Source organism: Methylorubrum rhodinum (assembly GCF_014199935.1).
GTDB lineage: Bacteria > Pseudomonadota > Alphaproteobacteria > Rhizobiales > Beijerinckiaceae > Methylobacterium > Methylobacterium rhodinum.
Genome location: NZ_JACHOP010000042.1, coordinates 1 through 15,845 on the forward strand (window position 1 = coordinate 1; position 15,845 = coordinate 15,845).

Consider the following 15,845-nt stretch of genomic DNA (forward strand, 5'->3'; position numbering starts at 1 on the left):
CATGCGGCGCCTCATCGTCATCGCAAACGCGCGCCTGCGCGACGCCTTCGCCGAAAAACGACAGGTCGCCACGAACTGAGTTGATGACGGCGGTGGAGGGTGAGGCTCGGGTCGCTTCAGCGTTTCGGCAACGCGACCTTTCCCCGGCCGCTGGCCCTCCACGCCGCCATCTGATTTAACCCGCGGCAAGTCTTCGAAAAAAGCGAGTCCGAGCATGGAAGCCCGCCGCCACTCCGCCCTCAAGGAATCGATCCGCTCGATTCCCGATTACCCGAAACCGGGGATCATCTTCCGCGACATCACCACCCTCTTGAGCGACCCGCGGTCGTTCCGCCGGGCGGTCGATTCGCTGGTGCATCCCTTCGCGGGCGGGCGGATCGACCAGGTGGCCGGCATCGAGGCGCGCGGCTTCATCCTCGGCGGCGCGGTGGCGCACCAGCTTTCTTCCGGCTTCGTGCCGATCCGCAAGAAGGGCAAGCTGCCCCACAAGACCGTCTCGACCGCCTATGCGCTCGAATACGGCACCGACGAGATCGAGATCCACGTCGATGCGATCCGTCCCGGCGACCGGGTGATCCTCGTGGACGACCTCATCGCCACCGGCGGCACCGCGACGGCGGCGGTCAACCTCCTGCGCCAGCTCGGCGCCGAGGTGGTGGCGGCCTGCTTCGTCATCGACCTGCCGGAGATCGGCGGAGCGCAACGCCTGCGCGACCTCGGCGTCACGGTGCGCACCCTCATGGAGTTCGAAGGGCACTGAACCGGAGCGGCGAAAAGTTCCGAAACCGACGGAAAATCCTGTTGTTGCTGCGCGGCAACCAACGGGTGGGATTGGCGTTTCAAGCGACCCGACAAGGGCCTCGCCAGAAGGAAAATCCCGCCATGTTCACGCGTCTGACTGCCGCCGCCGCCCTCGTGGCGCTCTCCGCCGGTGTCGCCTCCGCCCAGAGCACCACGACCACCACCACGGCCCCCGCCGACAAGCCCGCGGCCTCCGGCACCGCGACGACCGCCGGCAAGGACATGAAGGAGTGGCAGGCCGCGCCGCTCGCCAAGACCAGCCTCGCGCAGGCGATCACGACCGCCGAGGGCAAGGAAGCGGGCGGCCGCGCCATCGACGCCGACTTCGAACTCGCCGACGGCAAGAACCCGGCCCATTACAGCATCAAGGTCGTCTATCCCGACGGCAAGCTGGTCGAGCACGGCGTCAACGCCGACACGGGCGAGCTCTACAAGAGCGAGAATCAGCCGATCGAGCGTTACTTTACCCGCCTGAAGCCGGCCGACTTCAACAACGCCAAGACCTCGCTCAAGGACGCGCTGGCCATCGCCGAGCAGAAGGCTGGTGGCGGCAAGGCCTACGAGGCCGAGGTCGAGCGCGAGGGCAACGCCGTCGAGTACGAGATCTCGGTGGCGATGCCCGACGGCTCGAAGGAGATCAAGGTCGGGCCGGACGGCGTCGCCAAGGCCGACTGATGGCTCGCTCCGTCATTGCGAGGCGGAGCCGAAGCGATCCCGACAAAAAAGGCTCCTCCCTCGATCCGAGGGAGGAGCCTTTTCGGTAGCGAGCAGAAAAGTGCTACGCCGCGAGGCTGTCGAACAATCCGCGCCCGTCGGTGCCGCCGACGAGATCGTCCACGAAGTTCTCGGGATGGGGCATCATGCCGAGCACGTTGCGCTGCTCCGAATAGATGCCGGCGATCGAATTGAGCGAGCCGTTGCGGTTGGCGTCCTCGGTGAGGGTGCCGGCGGCGTCGCAGTAGCGGAAGGCGACGCGGCCCTCGCCTTCGAGCCGTGCGAGCGTGGCGGCGTCCGCGAAGTAGTTGCCCTCGCCATGGGCGACGCAGACGTCGATCACCTGACCCTTTTCATAGGCCGATGCGAAGCGGGTGCCGGTTTCCTCGACCCGCAGGAACTGCCGGTGGCAGATGAAGCGGCGCTGGACGTTGCGCATCAGCACGCCGGGCAGCAGGCCCGATTCGCACAGGATCTGGAAGCCGTTGCAGATGCCGAGCACGAGGCCGCCGCGGGCGGCGTGCGCCCGCACCGCGTCCATGGCGGCGGCGCGTCCCGCGATGGCGCCGCAGCGCAGGTAGTCGCCGTAGGAGAAGCCGCCGGGGACGACCGCGAGGTCGGTGCCGGCGGGAAGCTCGGTATCGGCGTGCCAGACCTTGACGACGTCGGCACCCGAGCGCGTCAGGGCGCGGGCGACGTCGCCGTCGCGGTTCGAGCCGGGGAAGACGACGACGGCCGCGCGCATCAGGCGATCTCGATCGTGTAGTTCTCGACGACGGTGTTCGCGAGCAGCTTCTCGCAAGCCGCCTTCAGCGTCGCTTCGGCCTGCTCGCGGTCGCTGCCGGCGATCTCGAGATCGAACACCTTGCCCTGCCGGACGCCCGACACGTCGTCGATGCTCAGCGACTTGAGGGCCGCCTCGATCGCCTTGCCCTGAGGGTCGAGGACGCCGGGCTTCAAGGTGACGACGATGCGGGCTTTCATGGGAGGCACTCGATTGGGATGCGCGGCGGATGCCGGGTCGCCGGCACCGGGGGAAGCGTGGGAGCCTCGCGGGAGGCGGACGGACGTCGATGTCGCGACGTCCTGCGAGGCCCTCAGGAGCCCTTGGCCGGGCGGAACGGCTCGGCCTTCACCGCGCGCTGCCAGAGCTGGACCATGATCCAGGCGGCGAGCAGGCTGAACAGGGCCATCAGGATATGGCCGACCGTGTCGCCGAGGTCGAACAGCCCGGCGAGCGCCCAGCCGGCCGCGATGGCGGCGGCGAACACTTCCGTGCCGACCAGCACCATCAGGCTGAGGATCGTGATCATGTTGCGCATGCGCGGGCGGTCCGTTGCGTCCGTTCAGGGCGGACTAGCCCGGCGACCATGCCCCGCGCAACTGTCGGCGATGCGTGACGCAAACACTTTCGCACGCAAAGCAGACTTCTATGCGCGCAACGTCCCGCCTGGACGGCCCTGAAGTCGCCTATCGAAGCACCCGCCTCAACAGATCGGGCAACGCAATAGTGGCGGGATCGTAGGGGCAGGATCGGCAATAGGAAAGGCCGGCGCGTCGGCACCGGCCTCGTTGTCGTTCCGCCGATCCGTTCGCCTCAGCGCGGGGCGCGCTTGGCCAGGATGCGCTGCAGCGTGCGGCGGTGCATGTTAAGGCGCCGTGCCGTCTCGGAGACGTTGCGACCGCACAGCTCGTAGACCCGCTGGATGTGCTCCCAGCGCACCCGGTCGGCCGACATCGGGTTCTCCGGCGGGTCGGCCCGCTCGCCCGGCTGGGCCATCAGCGTGCCGTGGATCTCGTCGGCATCCGCGGGCTTCGCGAGGTAGTCGAAGGCGCCGAGCTTCACCGCCGTCACCGCGGTCGCGATGTTGCCGTAGCCGGTCAGGATCACGCCGCGGGCTTCCGGGCGGCGTTCCTTGAGGCGGGCGATCACGTCGAGCCCGTTGCCGTCGCCGAGCCGCATGTCGATCACGGCGAAGGCCGGGGCCTTGGCCTCGACGGCGGCGACGCCCTCGCTCACGCTCTCGGCCACCTGCACGGCGTAGCCGCGGCCCTCCATCGCCCGCGCGAGGCGGGTGGAGAACGGCTTGTCGTCGTCCACGATCAGCAGGCTGCGGTCGGAGAAGGCGGAAAGCGGATCGGTCTCGGAAAGGAAGGCGGTGTCCTGGGCCGGCACCGTCGTCCCGCTCTGCGTCAGCATGCCGTGCTCCTCATCGCTGGCTGTCATCTGAATGCTTTATATGGGTGCGGCATCGCGTTCTGGCAGGGGTCGCAGTGAATTGTGCGCAACGGGCCGGGGCGCGACCACGTCCCTCTCGAAAATGTGACGAGCCCAGGACACCCGCACCAGGGCGCCGTGCTCCTCCGCTCCGGTGATGTTGGACAGGACGAGCTGCGCGCCGGAGCGCTCGATCAGGGTTTTGGCGATGAACAGTCCGAGCCCGAGCCCGGCGCCGACCGCGTCGCCGCCCTGATCGCCGCCGCGCGCCGCGCCTCTGCCCGCCCCCTTGGCGCGCTCCGGGCCGCGGGTTGTCACGTAGGGCTCGCCCGCCCGCAGCAGCACTTCGCTCGGGAAACCCGGCCCGTCGTCCCGGATCGCGAGCCAGACCCGGTCGAGGTTCCACCGTGCCTCGATCTCGACGCGGCTGGCGGCGAAATCGACGGCGTTGTCGACGATGTTGGCCAGCCCGAACATGACGCCCGGATTGCGGCGGCAGACCGGCTCCGGCCCCTCGCCCTGCTTCGTCACCGCCACCGCGACGCCGAGCGCCCGCTGGGGCGCCACCAATTCCTCGACGACGTGGCCGAAGGTGACGGTCTGGAGGAAGCTCTCGCCGTCCTCGGTGTCCTCGCCGAGCGAGGTCAGCTTAGAGAGGATGCCGCGGCAGCGGTCGACCTGATCGCGCAGGAGCTTGAGATCCTCGGCGACCGCGGGCGTGGCGGTGGGGCCGAGCAGCCGGTCGAGTTCCTTGGCCACCACCATGATGGTGCCGAGCGGCGTGCCGAGTTCGTGCGCCGCCGCCGCCGCCAGCCCGTCGAGCTGCGACAGGTGCTGCTCGCGGGCGAGCACGAGCTCGGTCGCGGCCAGCGCCTGGGCGAGCTGGCGCGTCTCCTCGGCGACGCGCCACGCGTAGACGCCGGTGAAGGCGGTGCCGAGCAGGATCGCGGTCCAGACGCCCGACACGTAGAGGAAGGGCAACTCGATCCGCCCGTCGGCGAACCAGGGCAGGGGCCGATGCACCAGGGCGAGCAGGGTCGCGAGCCCGACCGCGAGGAGCCCGAGCGCGAGCGTTCGGTCCGGCGGCAGGGCGGTGGCCGAGATCAGGACGGGAGCGAGGAACAGCAGCGAGAACGGGTTCTGCAGCCCACCGGTCAGGAACAACAGGGCGGCGAGCTGGACGATGTCGAAGGCGAGCAGCAGGGCCGCCGAGTCGTCGCTGAGCCGGTAGCTCGCCGGAAACCGGATGCGCAGCGCGAGATTGAGCCAGCACGAGGCCATGATCACGAGGAAGCACCAGCCGAAGGGCAGGTTCAGCCCCAGCCCGAACTGCGCTCCGACCACCGCCGCGCTCTGGCCGGTGAGCGCGAGCCAGCGCAGCCGGACGAAGGTGTCGAGCCGCAGGTGGCGGCCGGCCGGTCGGCCGATTTCGGGCGCTGCATCGATCATGGTGCGCCAGACCATAGGGCCGGGCGACCGGGCGGACATGGGTGTCCCGGCGCCGCACCCGGGAATCTACCCACGAATCTGTTGTCCTTTCGAAACCAACATCGGTTAAGAAACGCTCGAAAATCGCCGCAAAGGGGAGCGCGGACATGGACTTGGCCTATGCGTGGTACGAGGCCGCGCGCGCGATGCTGGCGCCCGCCCGGCTCGCTGCGGACATGACGCGGCACAGCCTGGAATATCCGGGCAACCCCTTCGCCTACGGCCCCTATGCCCGCTCGGCGGCGGCGGCGTTGCAGATGTTCGAGCGCGCGACCCGCCGCTACGGCAAGCCGCATTTCGGGCTCGATTCGACCGTCGTGGACGGGCAGCGCGTGCCGGTGTTCGAGCGTGTGGTGTGGGAGCGGCCGTTCTGCCGCGTCGTCGCCTTCGAGCGGGCGCTGAACCGCGGACCGTCGGAGCCGCAGCCCAAGCTCCTCGTGGTGGCGCCGATGTCCGGCCATTACGCGACGCTCCTGCGCGGGACGGTCGAGGCGATGCTGCCGAACCATCAGGTGTTCGTCACCGACTGGTCCGACGCCCGCATGGTGCCGCTCCTGGAGGGGCGCTTCGACCTCGACACCTATATCGAGTACCTGACCGCGATGTTCCGCGACCTCGGTCCGGACCTGCACGTCATGGCGGTGTGCCAGCCCGCCGTGCCGGTCTTCGCCGCGGTGGCCGTGATGGAGGCCGCCGACGACCCGGCCGTGCCGGTCTCGATGACGCTGATGGGCGGGCCGATCGACACACGCCGCTCGCCCACCGCCGTGAACTGCCTCGCACAGGAGCGCGGCATGGGCTGGTTCGAGAAGAACTGCATCACGGTGGTGCCGCTGCCGAATCCCGGCGCGATGCGCCGGGTCTATCCGGGCTTCCTGCAACTGTCGGGCTTCATGGCGATGAATCTCGACCGGCACGTCACCGCGCATTCGGACATGTTCCACCACCTCGTCACCGGCGACGGCGATTCGGCGGAGAAGCACCGTGAGTTCTACGACGAGTACCTCGCCGTGATGGACCTGACGGCGGAGTTCTATCTCCAGACGGTCCAGACGGTGTTCGTCGATCACGCCCTGCCGCGGGGCGCGATGCGCCATAGGGACCGGCCGGTCGATCTCTCGGCGATCCGGCGCTGTGCGATCCTCGCGGTCGAGGGCGAGAACGACGACATCTCCGGCGTCGGCCAGACCAAGGCGGCCCTCGACCTGACGCCGAATCTCCCCGATGCCCGCAAGGCCTACCACCTGCAGGAGAAGGTCGGGCATTACGGCGTGTTCAACGGCTCGCGCTACCGCTCGGTCATCGCCCCCCGCATCGCCGCCTTCATCCGCGAGATGCAGGCAAGTCCGGCCTGACGGGTGCATCGATGGTGCCGAAAATCACGTGAACGGCATGCGGGCGGGATGGTTCGGCCGGCTCGCGCCGGTTAGGTTCCCGCCCATGTTGCGCGCGCTCCTGCGACGGCCCGATCCCGACCACATCGAGATCGATCATGACGGCCGGACTTTCAGCATCGCCATCCTCCGGCGCCCGACCGCCCGCCGCCTGACGCTGCGGGTGTCGAGCGCGACCGGCGCGGTGATCCTCACGCTGCCGACCCGCTCGTCGCTGGCGGCGGCGCAGAAATTCGCGCAAGCCCATGGCGGCTGGATCGCCGCCCGCCTCGCCCGCATCCCCGAACGGGTGCCGTTCCTGCCCGGCGCGACGATCCCGCTGCGGGGCGTGCCCCACGCGATCCTCCATCGCGAGGGCCGCGGCACGGTCGAGGTCGATCCGCAGGCCGCGACCGTCACGGTTCCGGGGGAGGCGCCGCACGTCGCCCGCCGGGTGCGCGAGTTCCTGCAGCGCGAGGCCCGGCGCGACCTGTCGGACGCGATCGCGACCTATTCCGACCGGCTCGGTCGGCGCCCGACCGGGCTGACCTTGCGCGACACCCGCAGCCGCTGGGGTTCCTGCACCGCCAAGGGCGAGCTGAACTTCTCCTGGCGCCTGATCCTCGCTCCGCCGATCGTGCTCGACTACCTCGTCGCGCACGAGATGGCGCACCTGCGCGAGATGAACCACTCGGCCCGCTTTTGGGCGCTGACGCACGAGCTGTGCCCCAACGTCGACGCGGCGGAGGCTTGGCTGAAGCGGCACGGTTCGGAGCTGCACCGCTACGGTTGAGCCGTTCGGCTTCAGTACTTCGTCACGATCGCCCGGCTGCGCATGCGGGCCCGCTCCGCCGGCCAGGCCGGGCGCGGATCGACGTGGCCGGGCCACATCTGGCGCGGGGCGACGTTGTCGCAGACCTCGCGCTGGCGGAGATAGACCGGGCGGCCCGAGTCGTCGCGGCGCAGGATCGTGCCGCCGTCGCGGCAGAAGCCGGCGATGGCCGCGGAATCGCCCCGGCGCCCGCGCGGATTCCGCTCGACCGGCAGGTGCTCGATGGTGAGCGGTGCCTGACGGTTGAGGGAGCGCTCGACATAGGTCGTGGTCGCCTCCGGCGGCCGATAGGTCGATTCCTCGAAGGGCAGGGACAGGGCGAGAGCGCTTCCGCTGCCGGCGACGAGGAAGGCCGGCAAGAGACCCGAAACGAGGCCCGTAGCGAGGGCCGAGAGGGCGAGGCGGCGCATGATGTGGATCCCGGTGGGGGCGAGCTTGACCATTATGTAGAGCAGCCCGCGCTTCGGCGGTAGCCACGGACACACCCTCGCCGCGATTGCTTGACACCGGGTGACCCGCATGGTCCCACCTCCCGTGCTTTCGCGGGGTGGGCGAGAGCGATGAGGGACTGCCGCGTGGGTCTGTTTTCGGGCGTGGGTCGGGTGATGCGGTCGGGCGCCGGGCGCCGCCGGCTCGCGCTGGCCTTCCTCTCGGTCGCGGCGGCGTCTATCTCGTCCGCCGGCCCGGCCGCGGCGCAGGGCACCGTGCGCAACACCTTCGAGGACTGGCAGCTGCGCTGCGAGACGCCGGCCGGCGCCAAGGCCGAGCAATGCGCCCTGGTGCAGTACGTGGCCGCCGAGGACCGGCCGAACCTGACGCTCGTCGTCATCGTCCTCAAGACCGCGGACAACCGCGGCTACCTGCTGCGCGTGGTGGCGCCGCTCGGCGTGCTGCTGCCCTCCGGCCTCGGCCTCAAGATCGACCAGACCGATATCGGCCGGGCGAGCTTCGTACGCTGCCTCACCACCGGCTGCGTCGCCGAGGTGGTGATGGACGACGGCTTGGTCCGCTCCCTCAGGGGCGGGGCGCAGGCGACCTTCATCGTGTTCCAGACCCCGGAGGAGGGCGTCGGCATCCCGGTCTCGATGAAGGGCTTCGGGACCGGCTTCGACGCGCTGAAGTAAGAGGGAGCGTGATGCGCGGGATGACCACGACGGCGCGGCTTGCCGCGTGTCTCGGGCTGGTGCTCGCCGGCATCGGCGGTGCGCAGGCCGAGTCCGGCGGCTTCTTCAAGAACCTGTTCGGCGGCGGCGGCGGCAGCGGTGATGGCGGCGGAGGCGGCGGCAACCTGATGGCGCCGAAGGCCTTCGACCCCAACGACGTCTACTGCCCGAACGTGTTCGTGCCGGACGGCGGCGCCGCGATCCAGGCCTTCGCGGGCGCGGCCGGCGACAACGCCCGCCTGCGCCATCAGATCGTGTTCTCCCGCCTCAGCCGCGAGTGCCAGGCGCGGGGCGACGGTTCCGTGTCGGTGCGGGTCGGCGTCGAGGTCCGCGCCATGCTCGGGCCGGCGGGCGCCCCCGGCCGATTCGAGGCGCCGGTGACCGTCGCGATCAAGTACAACGAGCAGCCGGTGATGAGCCGGCCCCACCGGGTCGCGATCCCGATTCCCGCCGGCACCGCCCAAGGGGAGGGGACGGTGATCGAGAACGATCTCGTCGTGCCCGCCGACAAGGCCTGGGGCTACGACATCGAGGTGAGCCTGGGGGCGCAGAAGGCCAAGTCCGTGGCCCGCCGCCGCAAGCCCGCCGCCACCGAGGCGGTCCAGAGCGAAGCGCCGGTGCCGGGCCAATGACGGCCGGATCGGCCATACGGGGAGCGGCCGCCTGACCACGCCGCAGGACGGCCTCGCCCCGGCGGATGGCGCGTGGCAGGGCCGCGCGACGCCCTTCTCCCTCATCGCGACCGACGACCCGCTCTTCGACCGCCGCCTGGAACTGCCGCCCGAGGTCTTGGGCGGCTGGATCGTGCTGCGCTACACCCTGCCGGCGCGCGCCCGGCCGCAGCGCCCACTCCTGCGCTTGCGCCGCCGGAACGGGCGCATCGACCGCTTCGTGTTGCCCGGCGTCGTCCTCGGCTGCGCCTTCTGGCTCGGCTACCTTCCCGCCGATTGCGAGGGTATCGAGATCGCCGGGGGGCCGGGCTTCACGCTCGAACGGGTCGGCGCGCGCACCTCGAAACACGTCTTCGCCGAGTGCCTCGCCAAGGGTCCCCTGCGCGCCGCCGGGGCTCTGCGCGCGCTGCTGCGACGCGACGAGCGGCGCTGGCGCGACTCCCTGCGCGGCGCCTGCGCGGTCACGCCCCTGTCCGCCTATGCCGGATGGCGCGACGCCCGCGGCACGCCGCCCCCGCCGGAAACGCCCGCCCCGGACATCCGCATCCGCCTCGTCCTCGCGGCCGAGGGTGCAACGGCCGGCGCGATGGCCGACACGCTGGCGGCGCTGACGGCGCAGAGCCACGCGAACTGGACGCTCCAGCTCTCCGGCGCCGAGGCCGGGTTCGCGCCCGATCCCCGCATCCGTGCGACCGCCTGGAACCCAGACGCCACGACCCTAGCTCTTTGCGGCGACGCCGATCTTTTCGGAATCTTGCACCCCGGCGACCGCCTCGCCCCGCATGCCCTGGCCCTGCTGGCGGCTGCGTACCGTGAGGAAAAGCCAGAACTCGTCTACGCCGACGACGAAATCGGCGACGCCTATCCCGTGCCCCGGCTCAAGCCCGACTGGAGCCCCGACCTCGCCCGCGTCACCGGCTTCGTCGGCGCCCCGGCCCTCGTCGCCCGCGATTTCCTCGCCGGCCTGCCCCCGCGGCCGGTGAGCGCACCGGATAACTTCGCGACCGGTCTCGATCTCGACCTCAGCGACGCCACCCGCGTCGTCCATCTCCCGCGTATCCTGTGCCGCCGCGCGATTCGGCCCGAGGACACGGCACGCCGCGCCGCCCTCCTCGAACAGCTCTCCGCGGTGAGCGATCTCGTCCGCCCGGTTCTGCACAAAAACATCCTCGACCTGCACCGACCACGGCCGGACCCCGCACCGCCGGTCAGCGTGATCATCCCCTCCCGCAACCGGCCCGACCTGATCGCCCGCGTCACCACCGACGTGCTCACGCGGACCGACTACCCGGCGATCGAACTCGTCATCGTCGACAACGGCTCGGCCGATCCGAAGGTGTTGCGATTCTACGAGGGGCTGCGGGCCGATCCCCGCGTGCGGATCGAGCCCTTCCCGCATCCCTTCAACTTCGCCGCCATGGTGAACCGGGGCGCCGAGGTGGCGCGTGGAAAAATCCTCGTCCTGCTCAACAACGACGTGGCGGTGCTGCGGACCGACTGGCTCGACGCCATGGTGGCTGAAGCCGTGCGGCCGGAGGTTGGCGCGGTCGGCGCCAAGCTCCTCTATCGCGACGGGTGCCTCCAGCATGCCGGCGTCGTCGTCGGCCTCGGCGGCGAGGCCGGCCACATCCTGCGCCGCCGCCCCGCCGACACGCCGGGCCATCTCGGCCGGCTGCGCGTCTCTCACGAGGTCTCGGCCGTCACCGCCGCCTGCCTCGCCGTCAGCTCGGAAAAGTACCGAGCGGTCGGCGGCTTCGATGCCGCGACCTTCGCCGTCGATTTCAACGACGTCGATTTCTGCCTGCGCCTGGGGGCGGCGGGCTGGAAGACGGTCTGGACGCCGCATGCCGTCCTGTCCCACCTCGAATCGGTCAGCCGTGGCCGGCCCACGGGCGCCGCCCGCCAGCTTTTCGAGCGCGAGGCCGCCGCCTTCGCCGAGCGCTGGCGCGACACGATCCGCCACGACCCGTTCCATCACCCGGCCCTGTCGCTCACGACCTTCGGCGAGGACCTCGAATGACGGGCGCGCCGCTCCCCGACGCCCTGCTCTTCGCCGCCGAGCCCGCGCCGAGTTTTTTTCGCCGTTTTGTCCGCGCGGCCCGGCATCCCGGCCGGCTGCTGCCGATCCTGATCGCCCGCCTGACCGGCCGCCGGGTGAGGGCGGCCACCGCCTTCGCCGCGCTGACCGGCGCGCATCACCGCCTGTCTTGGCCCGGCCCGGCGCCGGCCTCCGAGCCGGACCACGAGTTAGGCCGCCACGGCCTCGAGCGGATCGAGCCGGCCTCCGACGGCACCGTCCGGATCGCGTCCGAGGGCCTGCCCCTCGTCCTCCTTGCGGCCCCCGGCCACACCCTCGTGGCGGGCGCCGTGGAAGCTATCGCCGCCGCCTTTGCCGACCCCTCGATCCACGCCCTCTACGGCGACGCCCTCGTCCGCACCCGTCCGGGCGGCCCCTGGTTGCCGCTGCTGCGCCCCGCCTTCGACCCGGACTTTCTGCGCGCGGTCGACTGGCTCGGCCCGGTCCTCGTCCTGCGCCGCGCGAGCGTGGCGTCGGTCGAACCCGTCCCCGGCGCCGCCGCACTCGACATCGCCCTCGACCTCGCCGCCCGCCTCGGCCCGAGCGTCCTGCGCCACCTGCCGCGCCTCCTCTCGGTCTCGACGCTGCCGTCCGAGGGGGGAGGGGAGGGGGCCCGCGCCGAGACCCGCCGCGCCCGCCTCAAGGCGGTGCGGCGCGATCTCGACCGGACGGGGGAGGGGGACACCCTCGCCTTCGTCGAGCCGGACGGGGTGATCCGCCTGGAACGGCCCCTGCCGCTGCCGCGGCCCCTCGTCAGCCTGATCGTGCCGACCCGCGACCGGCTCGACCTGCTGCGCCCCTGCATCGAGAGCCTGCGCGCCCGCACCGACTGGCCGGCGAAAGAGATCCTGATCTGCGACAACGGCAGCCGCGATCCCGCGACGCTCGCTTGGTTCGAAGAACTCCGCGCGACGGACGCCGCCCGCATCCTCGACTGCGCCGGCCCGTTCGACTTCGCCGCCATCAACAACCGCGCTGCCGAGGCGGCTCGCGGAAACGTGCTCGCCTTCGTCAACAACGATGTCGAGGCGGAAAGTCCCGACTGGCTGGAGCGCATGGTGCGCGAGGCCCTTCGCTCCGAGATCGGTGCCGTCGGCGCCCGGCTGATCGACGGCGAGGGCCGCATCCAGCACGGCGGCATCGTGCTGGGCACCGGAGGGCTCGCCACCCACGGCCATCGTCATTTTGCGGAAGACGCGCCGGGCTATTGTTCGGGGTTGCGCGCGACCCGCACGGTCGCCGCGGTGACGGCCGCCTGCCTCGTGATCGAGAAGCAAAAATTTCAGAAGGTGGGCGGCTTCGATCCGGCCTTCGCCGTCGATTTTAACGATCTCGACCTCTGCCTGCGCCTGAACGCGGCCGGCCTGCGCACGCTCTTCGTCGGCGGCGCGGTGCTGCATCACCGCGAATCGGCGAGCCGCCGTCCATCACCGGAAGCCGCCGCCCGCCACGCCGCCGAGATCGAGACCCTGAAACGGCGATGGGGGCCGCTGCTGGCGCAGGACCCCCATTATCATCCGGGGCTCAATCCGGACCTCTCGACCCATGTCCGCCTGCGCCGCGGCTGGACCGGTGTGGCTCCGGCCGCGCCGCGTTAGGCGCTACTGCACCAGCCGGGGCCCGCCGGCCTGCACCTTCTCGTTCTCGGACATGATGCCGAGCCGCTTGGCGACCTCGGTGTAGGCCTCGATCAGCCCGCCGAGATCCTTGCGGAAGCGGTCCTTGTCGAGCTTGTCCGAGGATTTGATGTCCCACAGCCGGCAGGAATCCGGAGAGATCTCGTCGGCCACGACGATGCGCATCAGGTCGCCCTCCCACAGGCGCCCGGTCTCCATCTTGAAGTCGACGAGGCGGATGCCGACGCCGAGGAAGAGGCCGGACAGGAAGTCGTTGACGCGGATCGCCAGCGCCATGATGTCGTCGATCTCCTGCGGCGTTGCCCAGCCGAAGGCGGTGATGTGCTCTTCCGACACCATCGGATCGTTGAGCTGGTCGTTCTTGTAGTAGAACTCGATAATCGAGCGCGGCAGCTGCGTGCCTTCCTCCAGGCCGAGGCGCTGCGCCAGCGAGCCGGCCGCGACGTTGCGCACCACCACCTCGAGCGGGATGATCTCGACCTCGCGGATCAGCTGCTCACGCATGTTGAGCCGGCGGATGAAATGCGTCGGCACGCCGATGTCGTTGAGGTGCTGGAAGACGAACTCGGAGATGCGGTTGTTCAGCACGCCCTTGCCGTCGATCACCTCGTGCTTCTTCGCGTTGAAGGCGGTCGCGTCGTCCTTGAAGTGCTGGATGAGCGTCCCGGGCTCGGGTCCCTCGTAGAGGACCTTCGCCTTGCCCTCGTAGATGCGACGGCGGCGGTTCATAGGCGTGTACCGTGGTTTGAGGAAGTCCATGGGGCCGGGGCTCCTTCGGAACTAGCACGTGAAGCGAATCCGCGGCGCGGCGACCCGTCTGGCGGGCGGGCGGCCGGAGCACGTTCCCGAGGACCCCAACTGTCCGCGGGAAATAGTCCCGGCCGCCGTAGCATCTCTGTACCGGAACGGGCTTTGCAGCACAACGCGTTGGCCTTGCACGGCAATGCCTGCAGGGCTGCGGCGGGGCCGGTTCGCGGGATGGTGTCAATCCGATATGGGCGTGAGGTCGGCCGTCTTGGAGGGGTAGCGGCACAGGTCGGCGATGCGGCAGCGCGGGCAATCCGGCCGCCGTGCCTTGCAGGTGTAGCGCCCGTGCAGGATCAGCCAGTGATGCGCGTTGAGCCGGTAGGGCTCCGGCACGCGAGCCTCCAACCCCGCCTGCACTTTGTCGGTCGTCGGCGCGGAAAACAGCGGAATCCGGTTCGAGACCCGGAAGATGTGGGTGTCCACCGCGATCCGCGGCACCCCGAAGGCGACGTTGAGCACCACGCTCGCGGTCTTGGTGCCCACGCCGGGCAGCACCTCCAGCGCGGCCGCCTCCCGCGGCACCTCGCCCCCGTGCCGCTCCATCAGGATGCGCGAGAGCGCGATGACGTTCTTGGCTTTGGTGTTGAACAGCCCGATCGTGCGGATGAAGTGGCGCACCCGCTCCTCGCCGAGCGCCAGCATCTTCTGCGGGGTGTCGGCGATGGCGAAGAGCGGCTCGGTGGCGAGATTCACGCTCCTGTCGGTCGCCTGGGCCGAGAGCACCACGGCGACGAGCAGCGTGTAGGGATTCTGGAACTGGAGTTCCGAGCGCGGCTCCGGGTCGGCTTCGCGCAGCCGCGAGAAAATTTCGACCAGGGTCTCGTCGTCTACCGCCTCAGGCGCCGTCTCGACGCGCCCCTTCAGAACGGGGCCGAGGCGCGCCTCGGCCTTGCCGGGCTTCTTCGCCGGCTTCTTGCCCGCGGCAGGTTTCGAGAGACGCTCTTCCGTATCGGAAATGCGCGGCGCAGGCTTTCTTGGAGGCATCGGCGCGTTATATTGCCCGCATGGTCAGCGGCAACCTCTCTGCGCATCCCAACGGGCTCGACCCGGCGACGATGGATCGTCCGCTCTACACGGCCGTCATCCGCCCCAATCAATCGCTCGGTCGCGACGGGTTCCGGATCGTGATGATCCTGTGCTGCCTCGTCTCCCTCGTGACCTCGATCGCCTGCTGGCGGGCCGGCTTCTGGCCGATCGCCGGCTTCTTCGGCCTCGACATGCTGGCCCTCTACGTGGCGCTGAAGGTGAGCTTCAAGCGCGGCCGCTCGTTCGAGGAGGTGGCGATATCGCCCCTCGAAGTCTCGCTCGCCCGGATCGATCCGCGCGGCGGCCGGCGCGAATGGCGCTTCAACCCGCTCTGGACCAAGCTCGCCCGCCTGGACGACGACGAGTTCGGCCTGCGCCGGCTGACCCTGATCTCCCGCCGCGAGCACGTCGTCGTCGCCCGCGACGCCGACCCGGTCGAGCGCGAGCGGGTCGCCGAAGGCCTCGCCTCGGCGCTGGCTCGGGTGAAAAAAGGGTTCTGACAGCACCCCGGCGCTGAACGCCCCGCTAGGTGCACCACGATGGTCCCTGGCGGGCACTTTCGCATTTTTCTCGTTTTTTCGATTGACGGCGTGGGCGGGTCCTCGTAGAAGCACCTCACCGACGGGGCGCGGCGGCCCACCACACGGTGGCGCGGCGGCCTTGAGGTCTTCGGGACTGTTTGAGCGGCACGGCTGATCCGGGCGACTGGATCGGACGATGGCTGTCCTTCGTGTCCCGGATGTGTCGATCGGATGACGGTTGACAGGACGGTTCGCCGGCTCTAGAGGCCACGGACCGCTCGGGCAGGGCTCCTGCCGGTGACATGATCGCCGGGTTGACGAGGCCGCCGTGGTACTATCGCTGAAGACGGGGCTGATCGGGCCGGGCAACCGGGGCGATGGCGCGTTCTCAGCAGGGGGTTGCGCCTTGGGTGCGGACTTCTTCGCTCTTTGACAAGTAGATATCGAGAAAGAGAAACGCGGGCGGCTTGTTCATGTCCTTGCGGGTTCGGCTGAGAGGCTGAACCGTGAGAGTATG

At 70.1% G+C, this 15,845-nt stretch carries 17 protein-coding genes; 9 read left to right on the top strand and 8 right to left on the bottom strand.

Annotation, left to right across the window (positions count from 1 at the left end; genetic code table 11):
• The first annotated feature begins 214 nt into the window (after positions 1–214).
• Positions 215–760: an adenine phosphoribosyltransferase gene (locus tag HNR00_RS24750; RefSeq protein WP_183574114.1), complete on the top strand. Its 546-nt coding sequence runs from the start codon at positions 215–217 to the stop codon at positions 758–760.
• A 122-nt stretch (positions 761–882) separates the two neighbouring features.
• On the top strand, positions 883–1,476 hold the full coding sequence (locus HNR00_RS24755; RefSeq protein WP_183574116.1) for a PepSY domain-containing protein: 594 nt from the start codon (positions 883–885) through the stop codon (positions 1,474–1,476).
• Positions 1,477–1,579: 103 nt separating this feature from the next.
• On the opposite strand, the gene purQ is transcribed toward HNR00_RS24755, so the two are convergent.
• From purQ to HNR00_RS24780, 5 genes are all read right to left on the bottom strand, one after another.
• Positions 1,580–2,260, bottom strand: a complete 681-nt coding sequence (gene purQ / locus HNR00_RS24760; RefSeq protein WP_183574118.1) for a phosphoribosylformylglycinamidine synthase subunit PurQ — start codon at positions 2,258–2,260, stop codon at positions 1,580–1,582.
• Complete coding sequence (gene purS, locus HNR00_RS24765; RefSeq protein WP_183574120.1) at positions 2,260–2,499, bottom strand: phosphoribosylformylglycinamidine synthase subunit PurS; 240 nt, start codon at positions 2,497–2,499, stop codon at positions 2,260–2,262. Before purS ends, purQ begins: the two co-directional genes overlap by 1 nt.
• A gap of 113 nt (positions 2,500–2,612) precedes the next feature.
• The gene (locus HNR00_RS24770; protein WP_183574122.1) at positions 2,613–2,837 is read right to left on the bottom strand and encodes a hypothetical protein; all 225 of its coding nucleotides are present in this window, start codon (positions 2,835–2,837) and stop codon (positions 2,613–2,615) included.
• 275 nt (positions 2,838–3,112) lie between these two features.
• Positions 3,113–3,715, bottom strand: a complete 603-nt coding sequence (locus HNR00_RS24775; RefSeq protein ID WP_246391105.1) for an ActR/PrrA/RegA family redox response regulator transcription factor — start codon at positions 3,713–3,715, stop codon at positions 3,113–3,115.
• A 36-nt stretch (positions 3,716–3,751) separates the two neighbouring features.
• Entirely contained in the window at positions 3,752–5,182 is a 1,431-nt protein-coding gene (locus HNR00_RS24780) for an ActS/PrrB/RegB family redox-sensitive histidine kinase (protein WP_183574144.1), read from the bottom strand.
• Between the two features lie 146 nt (positions 5,183–5,328).
• On the opposite strand from HNR00_RS24780, the gene HNR00_RS24785 reads away from it, so the two are divergent.
• The gene (locus tag HNR00_RS24785; protein WP_183574124.1) at positions 5,329–6,576 is read left to right on the top strand and encodes a polyhydroxyalkanoate depolymerase; all 1,248 of its coding nucleotides are present in this window, start codon (positions 5,329–5,331) and stop codon (positions 6,574–6,576) included.
• Between the two features lie 85 nt (positions 6,577–6,661).
• The gene (locus tag HNR00_RS24790; protein ID WP_183574126.1) at positions 6,662–7,387 is read left to right on the top strand and encodes a M48 family metallopeptidase; all 726 of its coding nucleotides are present in this window, start codon (positions 6,662–6,664) and stop codon (positions 7,385–7,387) included.
• An 11-nt stretch (positions 7,388–7,398) separates the two neighbouring features.
• Here HNR00_RS24790 and HNR00_RS24795 read toward each other — a convergent pair whose 3' ends face one another.
• The gene (locus tag HNR00_RS24795) at positions 7,399–7,836 is read right to left on the bottom strand and encodes a hypothetical protein (RefSeq protein ID WP_183574128.1); all 438 of its coding nucleotides are present in this window, start codon (positions 7,834–7,836) and stop codon (positions 7,399–7,401) included.
• 165 nt (positions 7,837–8,001) lie between these two features.
• Here HNR00_RS24795 and HNR00_RS24800 point away from each other — a divergent pair, with 165 nt between their 5' ends.
• Genes HNR00_RS24800 through HNR00_RS24815 form a run of 4 tightly spaced genes read left to right on the top strand, consistent with a single transcriptional unit; the run spans position 8,002 to position 12,935 of the window.
• Positions 8,002–8,550 carry an invasion associated locus B family protein gene (locus HNR00_RS24800; RefSeq protein WP_312886118.1) on the top strand — a complete coding sequence of 183 codons (549 nt, stop codon included), beginning with the start codon at positions 8,002–8,004 and terminating at the stop codon, positions 8,548–8,550.
• Positions 8,551–8,570: 20 nt separating this feature from the next.
• On the top strand, positions 8,571–9,221 hold the full coding sequence (locus HNR00_RS24805; RefSeq protein ID WP_183574133.1) for a hypothetical protein: 651 nt from the start codon (positions 8,571–8,573) through the stop codon (positions 9,219–9,221).
• A 31-nt stretch (positions 9,222–9,252) separates the two neighbouring features.
• Complete coding sequence (locus HNR00_RS24810) at positions 9,253–11,280, top strand: glycosyltransferase family 2 protein (RefSeq protein WP_183574146.1); 2,028 nt, start codon at positions 9,253–9,255, stop codon at positions 11,278–11,280.
• The gene (locus HNR00_RS24815) at positions 11,277–12,935 is read left to right on the top strand and encodes a glycosyltransferase family 2 protein (RefSeq protein ID WP_183574135.1); all 1,659 of its coding nucleotides are present in this window, start codon (positions 11,277–11,279) and stop codon (positions 12,933–12,935) included. Before HNR00_RS24810 ends, HNR00_RS24815 begins: the two co-directional genes overlap by 4 nt.
• 3 nt (positions 12,936–12,938) lie before the next feature.
• Here HNR00_RS24815 and purC read toward each other — a convergent pair whose 3' ends face one another.
• Both purC and nth read right to left on the bottom strand, forming a co-directional pair.
• Positions 12,939–13,733, bottom strand: coding sequence for a phosphoribosylaminoimidazolesuccinocarboxamide synthase (gene purC, locus HNR00_RS24820; protein WP_012452496.1), 795 nt, complete (start codon positions 13,731–13,733; stop codon positions 12,939–12,941).
• 225 nt (positions 13,734–13,958) lie between these two features.
• The gene (nth, locus tag HNR00_RS24825) at positions 13,959–14,765 is read right to left on the bottom strand and encodes an endonuclease III (protein WP_183574137.1); all 807 of its coding nucleotides are present in this window, start codon (positions 14,763–14,765) and stop codon (positions 13,959–13,961) included.
• Positions 14,766–14,785: 20 nt separating this feature from the next.
• Here nth and HNR00_RS24830 point away from each other — a divergent pair, with 20 nt between their 5' ends.
• Positions 14,786–15,307 carry a DUF2244 domain-containing protein gene (locus HNR00_RS24830; protein ID WP_183574139.1) on the top strand — a complete coding sequence of 174 codons (522 nt, stop codon included), beginning with the start codon at positions 14,786–14,788 and terminating at the stop codon, positions 15,305–15,307.
• The last annotated feature ends 538 nt before the right edge of the window (positions 15,308–15,845 follow it).

Excerpts from the sequence above, each read along its gene's own strand:
- HNR00_RS24750 (WP_183574114.1), top strand. The coding sequence starts at position 215 with ATGGAAGCCCGCCGCCACTCCGCCCTCAAGGAATCGATCCGCTCGATT.
- HNR00_RS24755 (WP_183574116.1), top strand. The coding sequence starts at position 883 with ATGTTCACGCGTCTGACTGCCGCCGCCGCCCTCGTGGCGCTCTCCGCC.
- purQ (WP_183574118.1), bottom strand. The coding sequence starts at position 2,260 with ATGCGCGCGGCCGTCGTCGTCTTCCCCGGCTCGAACCGCGACGGCGAC.
- purS (WP_183574120.1), bottom strand. The coding sequence starts at position 2,499 with ATGAAAGCCCGCATCGTCGTCACCTTGAAGCCCGGCGTCCTCGACCCT.
- HNR00_RS24770 (WP_183574122.1), bottom strand. The coding sequence starts at position 2,837 with ATGCGCAACATGATCACGATCCTCAGCCTGATGGTGCTGGTCGGCACG.
- HNR00_RS24775 (WP_246391105.1), bottom strand. The coding sequence starts at position 3,715 with ATGCTGACGCAGAGCGGGACGACGGTGCCGGCCCAGGACACCGCCTTC.
- HNR00_RS24780 (WP_183574144.1), bottom strand. The coding sequence starts at position 5,182 with ATGATCGATGCAGCGCCCGAAATCGGCCGACCGGCCGGCCGCCACCTG.
- HNR00_RS24785 (WP_183574124.1), top strand. The coding sequence starts at position 5,329 with ATGGACTTGGCCTATGCGTGGTACGAGGCCGCGCGCGCGATGCTGGCG.
- HNR00_RS24790 (WP_183574126.1), top strand. The coding sequence starts at position 6,662 with ATGTTGCGCGCGCTCCTGCGACGGCCCGATCCCGACCACATCGAGATC.
- HNR00_RS24795 (WP_183574128.1), bottom strand. The coding sequence starts at position 7,836 with ATGCGCCGCCTCGCCCTCTCGGCCCTCGCTACGGGCCTCGTTTCGGGT.
- HNR00_RS24805 (WP_183574133.1), top strand. The coding sequence starts at position 8,571 with ATGACCACGACGGCGCGGCTTGCCGCGTGTCTCGGGCTGGTGCTCGCC.
- HNR00_RS24815 (WP_183574135.1), top strand. The coding sequence starts at position 11,277 with ATGACGGGCGCGCCGCTCCCCGACGCCCTGCTCTTCGCCGCCGAGCCC.
- purC (WP_012452496.1), bottom strand. The coding sequence starts at position 13,733 with ATGGACTTCCTCAAACCACGGTACACGCCTATGAACCGCCGCCGTCGC.
- nth (WP_183574137.1), bottom strand. The coding sequence starts at position 14,765 with ATGCCTCCAAGAAAGCCTGCGCCGCGCATTTCCGATACGGAAGAGCGT.
- HNR00_RS24830 (WP_183574139.1), top strand. The coding sequence starts at position 14,786 with ATGGTCAGCGGCAACCTCTCTGCGCATCCCAACGGGCTCGACCCGGCG.